The sequence below is a fragment of the Romboutsia timonensis genome (genome assembly GCF_900106845.1).
Classification (GTDB): domain Bacteria; phylum Bacillota; class Clostridia; order Peptostreptococcales; family Peptostreptococcaceae; genus Romboutsia; species Romboutsia timonensis.
Genome location: NZ_LT629851.1, coordinates 1 through 5951, shown reverse-complemented (window position 1 = coordinate 5951; position 5951 = coordinate 1). Strand labels below are relative to the sequence as shown.

The following is a 5951-nucleotide window of genomic DNA, read 5'->3' as shown; positions in this document are numbered from 1 at the left end:
TTCCAAGCCGGCTGTGAGGGTTCGATCCCCTTCACCCGCTCCAATTTAAATAAGATTATGTGGTTATTATAGCAAAGAGGATACACCTGTTCCCATACCGAACACAGAAGTTAAGCTCTTTAGCGGCGATGGTACTTGGTGGGCAACCGCCTGGGAGAGTAGCACGTAGCCACGTAATCTTTTTTATTTTATATATTTAAAGCTAGAAGGGATATATCTTCTAGCTTTTTTATGTATAATAAAGTATTAGATGCTCATGAATATAAGAGTATTAATAATAGATTTATTTATTCTAGAGATTAAAATCATATAAAAACTAGAATCAAGCAACATATATTTTAATATCCCAAAAATTTACTTGGCAAATTCAATACGCTTAGTAAAAAATTAGCACAACAGGTTATTTAAATATTTTATAGAACTATTTTATTAATCTAAAAACAGAATATCTAAATTATTGTATACATAATTTGATTTATATAATTAGTATATAATTAATAAAATTTACATATTTTATACAAAGAGAAAAGATAGTCTATAACATCTCTCATAAAAACACATCATGATAGATAGTAAACCCCGCAAAACAAAGGAGTATTTTAATAAATATTTATATTTTAAAAGGGTAGGTGCTTATATGAAAGTTTATGATAGTAATATGTTAAGAAATATAGCAGTACTAGGTCATAGTGGATGTGGAAAGACAAATCTAATAGAAGCAATAGCTTACACTTCAAATCTTACAAATAAAATATCAAAGCAAAATGATAAAGTTAACATGACTTATACTTTAGGATTAGTACCAGTTGAATACAATAACTACAAATATAATTTATTAGATACTCCTGGATATTTTGATTTTTGTGGTGAAGTTATATCATCTCTTACTGCAAGCGATGCAGCTATAATTGTAATAGATGCTACTACAGATATTCAAGTTGGTACAGAAAAGTCTTTAGAATTAACTGAAGATGTTCCTAAGATAATGTTTATAAATAAAATAGATAATGAAAAATCAAGATATAAAGATACATTAGAAATGTTAAGAGAGCAATATGGAAATAAAATAGTGCCTATGATAATACCTATATATAAAGATAAAAAATTTGTGAAGCTACATAATATATTTGAGAATATAGATGAATTAGATGGTGAGTTCAAAGATGAAGCTATGAGTGTAAAAGAAGCTCTAATGGAACTTATAGCAGAAACTGATGATGATATACTAGATAAGTATTTTAGTGGAGAAGAATTAGATGCGCAAGATATACAGAAAGGACTGACTATAGGTATACAAAGAGGGGATATAATACCAGTAATCTGTGGTTCCACGTTAAACAATATAGGTACTACAGAAATATTAGATACAGTATCTAAATATTTAGAGCCTAAATACTTAGATAAAGATAGTACATTCAAAGGGTTTGTATTTAAAACAGTAGTAGATCCATTCATTGGCAAGATATCATATCTAAAAGTTACTCAAGGTGAAATAAAAAAAGATGATGAAGTATTTAATATAAATAAATCAAGTAAAGAAAAAATATCTAATTTATATACTATGAAAAATAAAGAATTAGTAGAAATTAACAAGGCTAAGTGTGGAGATATAGTTATAGTAACAAAGTCTAATAGCTTACAAACAGGAGATACTATATCATTAAAAAAAGATGATGAAGCTATGCCAGCAATTCAATTCCCTAAACCTCAAATATATTTTGCAATAACTCCAAAAGATAAAGGAGATGAAGAAAAAGTAAGTGCTACTTTAAATAAGATAGCAGATGAAGACCCAACTATAGATTGGTATAGAAATTCAGAAACAAAACAGGCTCTTATAGGGGGGCAAGGTGAGCTTCATATAAATATTGTAAAAGATAAGATGAAAGAAAAATTTGGCGTAGATGTTAATTTAGAAGACCTTAAAGTTGCATATAGAGAAACTGTAAAAGGAAAGTCTGATGTTCAAGGAAAACATAAAAAACAATCAGGTGGTCACGGTCAATATGGAGATGTAAAAATAAAATTTGAAAGAAGTAAGAAGGATTTTGAATTTACAGAAGAAATCTTTGGAGGATCTGTACCTAAACAGTATATACCAGCAGTAGAAAAAGGTTTAAAGGATTCTATGTTAAAAGGAGTACTAGCAGGATTTCCAGTTACCAATATAAAGGCTACTCTTTATGATGGTTCATATCATGATGTTGATTCATCAGAGATGGCATTTAAAATGGCAGCTAGTTTAGCCTTTAGAAAAGGTATGGAAGAAGCGCAACCAGTTTTATTAGAGCCTATAATGAGCTTAAAAATAACAATACCTGAGGAGTATATGGGCGATGTTATGGGCGATATAAATAAAAGAAGAGGGAAAATATTAGGTATGGAACCATCAGGCAAAGGAAAACAAGTAATCTATGCACAGGCACCTCAAGCTGAAACCTTTAAATATGCCATAGATTTAAGATCTATGACACAAGGTAGAGGATATTTTGAAATGGAAATTGAGAAATATGATGAAGTTCCTTATCAAATAGCACAAAAAATAATAGCTCAAGCTAATAACAATAGATAAATAATAAAAGGGGTCATCAAAATTCACGATAACCCCTTTTTCGATTTAAGGCATAAACTTAAAAGAAGTTAATATAATACTTGAGATAAAATTTATTAAGTATAATTAATAATACTTAACATAAGCATATATTATATAAATTTTATAAAAAAATAAATTTTTATAGTGTAAATTTTACTGAAAAAAATCATATAAATGATATTAGTCGATAGTCAAAGTAAGTCAAATTTATATGATTGAGTGGTGATGTATATGGCCTCGATAACTGATAAAATTGAAATTTTCATAAATGAGTTAATGAACAATAGCAATAGCATACAAATTAAGCGTAACGAGTTAGCAAATTTATTTAACTGTGCACCATCTCAAATAAATTATGTATTAATGACAAGATTTACAATAGACAGAGGTTATTATATAGATAGCAAAAAAGGTGGAGGTGGATATGTACAGATTACCAAGATAAGCTCAGATAAAAAGAAATATATAAAATCCTTAATATATGAAAGGATTGGTGAAGAGATAACTTATAATGCAGCTAAAGAAGTCATAAAATCACTAGAAAAAATCAATATACTTACAGAAAGAGAAAGTAAGATAATATTATATTCAATAGAAGATAAGGTGTTATGTATACCTATTTCAGAACTTAAAGATAAATTAAGAGCAAATATATTACAAAATATAGTAATTGGCTTATTACATATAGATGAAAGTGCTTAAGAATTTAATATATAAAATACAGAATATACAAAATACGGATAAACTAAAAGGAGTGAGAGAGTATGTATTTTAGTAGATTTACACAGAAGTCTAAAAAAGTTATAGAGCTTAGTTTAGAATGTGCTAGAGAATTTGGTCATAATAGAGTTGATAGTGAACATTTATTATTAGGTTTATCAAAAGAAGGCGATGGTGTAGCATCTAGGGTATTATTAAAATTAGGCATAACACCTAAGTATATAGAGGGGAAAATAATAGAGAAAAAAGGTATTATACCTATAATGCCAATAGATTTAGTACTAAGCCCTAGAAGTGAAGAGATATTAGAAATTTCAGGTATATTTGCAGATAAATTTAAATCTGAGTATATAGAGACTGAGCATATATTACTAGGTATACTTCAACAGGGAGAAAATTTAGCAGTTAATATATTAAAAGAAGCAGGTATAGATGATAAATCTATAGTTGAGTTAATTATTGATACTGTTGGATTAGATAGTGTTACAACAAATAAAGAGAGTAAGCCTAATTATCCAACTAGAACACAAACATCTTCAAAGATATTAGATAAGTATGGAAAAAATTTAACTCTAGTTGCAAGCCAAAATAAAATTGATCCTGTAATAGGAAGAGAAAAAGAGATAGAAAGAGCTATACAAATATTAAGTAGAAGAACAAAAAATAATCCAGTATTTATTGGAGATCCAGGTGTTGGAAAGACATCTGTTGCAGAAGGATTGGCTGCAAATATTGCAAGTGGAAATGTTCCAGATAATCTTATTGGAAAAGTTTTATACACTTTAGATATGGGATCTATGTTAGCAGGGGCAAAATATAGAGGTGAATTTGAAGAGAGAATAAAGCAAGTTGTAGATGAAGTAGTTAAGAATGGAAATATAATTTTATTTATAGATGAGTTACACACAATAATTGGTGCAGGATCAACTGGAGAAAGTACGATAGATGCATCTAATATATTAAAGCCAGTACTATCAAGAGGAGATATACAGATTATAGGGGCTACAACAATAGATGAGTATAGAAAGCATATAGAGAAAGATTCTGCTTTAGAAAGAAGATTTCAACCAGTTTTAATAACAGAACCAACAAAGGAAGAAACTATAAAGATACTAGAAGGGTTGAGAGAAAAATATGAATCTCATCATAATGTAAAAATAACAGATGAAGCCATAGTAGCAGCAGTAGATTTATCTATAAGATATATAACTGATAGATTTTTACCAGATAAAGCAATAGATTTAATTGATGAGTCAGCATCTAGAGTAAGATTAAGAGAGATTAATTCACAAAAGAACATACTAAATTCAGAAAAATATATTTTAAGTAAAGAAATAAATGATGAATTAAATAGAGATATTGGAAAGAATATAGACTTAGATATAAGTACAAAATCAAGTCAGGGTATAGTAAATATTGAAATACCTAAAAAATCATATATAGGTATAGTAGATAAAGAAATAATCGCTGAGGTTGTGGAACTTTGGACTGGGGTACCAGTTAATAAAATAGTTGAAGAAGAAGCAGAAAGATTACTAAACTTAGAAGAAATATTGCATGGTAGAGTAGTAGGTCAAGATCAGGCAGTAAAATCTATCTCTAGAGCAATAAGAAGATCTAGAGCAGGTCTTAAAGACCCTAAAAGACCAATAGGTTCATTTTTATTTTTAGGACCAACTGGAGTTGGAAAAACAGAACTATGTAAAGCTTTAGCAGAAGTTCAATTTGGTGATGAAAATCAAATAATAAGAATAGATATGTCTGAATATATGGAAAAACATGCAGTATCTAAATTAATAGGTTCACCTCCAGGATATGTAGGATATAATGAAGGTGGTCAATTAACAGAAAAAGTAAGAAGAAATCCTTATTCTGTTGTTTTATTTGATGAAATAGAAAAAGCTCATGACGATGTATTTAATATATTACTACAAATATTAGATGATGGTAGATTAACAGATTCAAAAGGTCGTATGGTTGACTTTAAAAATACAATATTAATAATGACATCTAATGTTGGAGCTACTAAAATTAATAAGAAGAATCATCAAGTATTAGGATTTGGTACAAATAAAGATAAAGAAGAAGAGACAAAAGATCAATATGATAAAATGAAAGAAAGTATAATGGGAGAATTAAAGCAAAAGTTTAAGCCAGAGTTTTTAAACAGAATAGATGACATAATAGTATTCCATCCGTTAGAAGAGTATCATATATATGAAATAGTAAAATTAATGACAAGAGAAGTAATTGAAAGATTAAAAAGTTTAAATATAGATTTGAAAATGAGTGAAGAAGCTGTAAAACTAATAGCTCAGGAAGGTATGGACTTAGAGTATGGGGCAAGACCTTTAAAAAGAGCCATACAGAAAGAATTAGAGGATACATTATCTGAGGCAATACTAAAAGGTGATATAAAAAAAGGCAGTAGTGTTGTTGCTGAAATTGAAGATAATAAAATAGTATATAAATGTAAAGTGCTATAAAATTAAATGAGGAGGAAACTCCTCATTTTTTACTTACAAGGACATTATATTACATTTAAACCTGTGGAAAACTTCTGTATAATAGTGATATGAATAAGTGTAGAAGATATAAAAAAAGTAAAATTATAAATATAATTTTAAAAAATCATTTT

General features: G+C 28.3%; 3 protein-coding genes and 1 rRNA gene. All 4 read left to right on the top strand.

Annotation, left to right across the window (positions count from 1 at the left end):
* Positions 1-58 precede the first annotated feature (58 nt).
* The 4 genes from rrf to BN7997_RS13915 all read left to right on the top strand — a co-directional run bounded on the left by rrf (position 59) and on the right by BN7997_RS13915 (position 5799).
* Positions 59-175, top strand: a 5S ribosomal RNA gene (rrf, locus tag BN7997_RS13930).
* A gap of 462 nt (positions 176-637) precedes the next feature.
* Entirely contained in the window at positions 638-2572 is a 1935-nt protein-coding gene (locus tag BN7997_RS13925) for an elongation factor G (RefSeq protein ID WP_071121449.1), read from the top strand.
* A gap of 252 nt (positions 2573-2824) precedes the next feature.
* Positions 2825-3295: a CtsR family transcriptional regulator gene (locus tag BN7997_RS13920; RefSeq protein WP_071121448.1), complete on the top strand. Its 471-nt coding sequence runs from the start codon at positions 2825-2827 to the stop codon at positions 3293-3295.
* Positions 3296-3357: 62 nt separating this feature from the next.
* Positions 3358-5799 (top strand): ATP-dependent Clp protease ATP-binding subunit, encoded by a 2442-nt coding sequence (locus BN7997_RS13915; RefSeq protein ID WP_071121447.1) that lies wholly within the window; start codon positions 3358-3360, stop codon positions 5797-5799.
* The last annotated feature ends 152 nt before the right edge of the window (positions 5800-5951 follow it).

What these genes read in the sequence shown, in the direction of transcription:
- BN7997_RS13915 (WP_071121447.1), top strand. Translation starts at nt 3,358, where the DNA reads ATGTATTTTAGTAGATTTACACAGAAGTCTAAAAAAGTTATAGAGCTT.
- BN7997_RS13925 (WP_071121449.1), top strand. Translation starts at nt 638, where the DNA reads ATGAAAGTTTATGATAGTAATATGTTAAGAAATATAGCAGTACTAGGT.
- BN7997_RS13920 (WP_071121448.1), top strand. Translation starts at nt 2,825, where the DNA reads ATGGCCTCGATAACTGATAAAATTGAAATTTTCATAAATGAGTTAATG.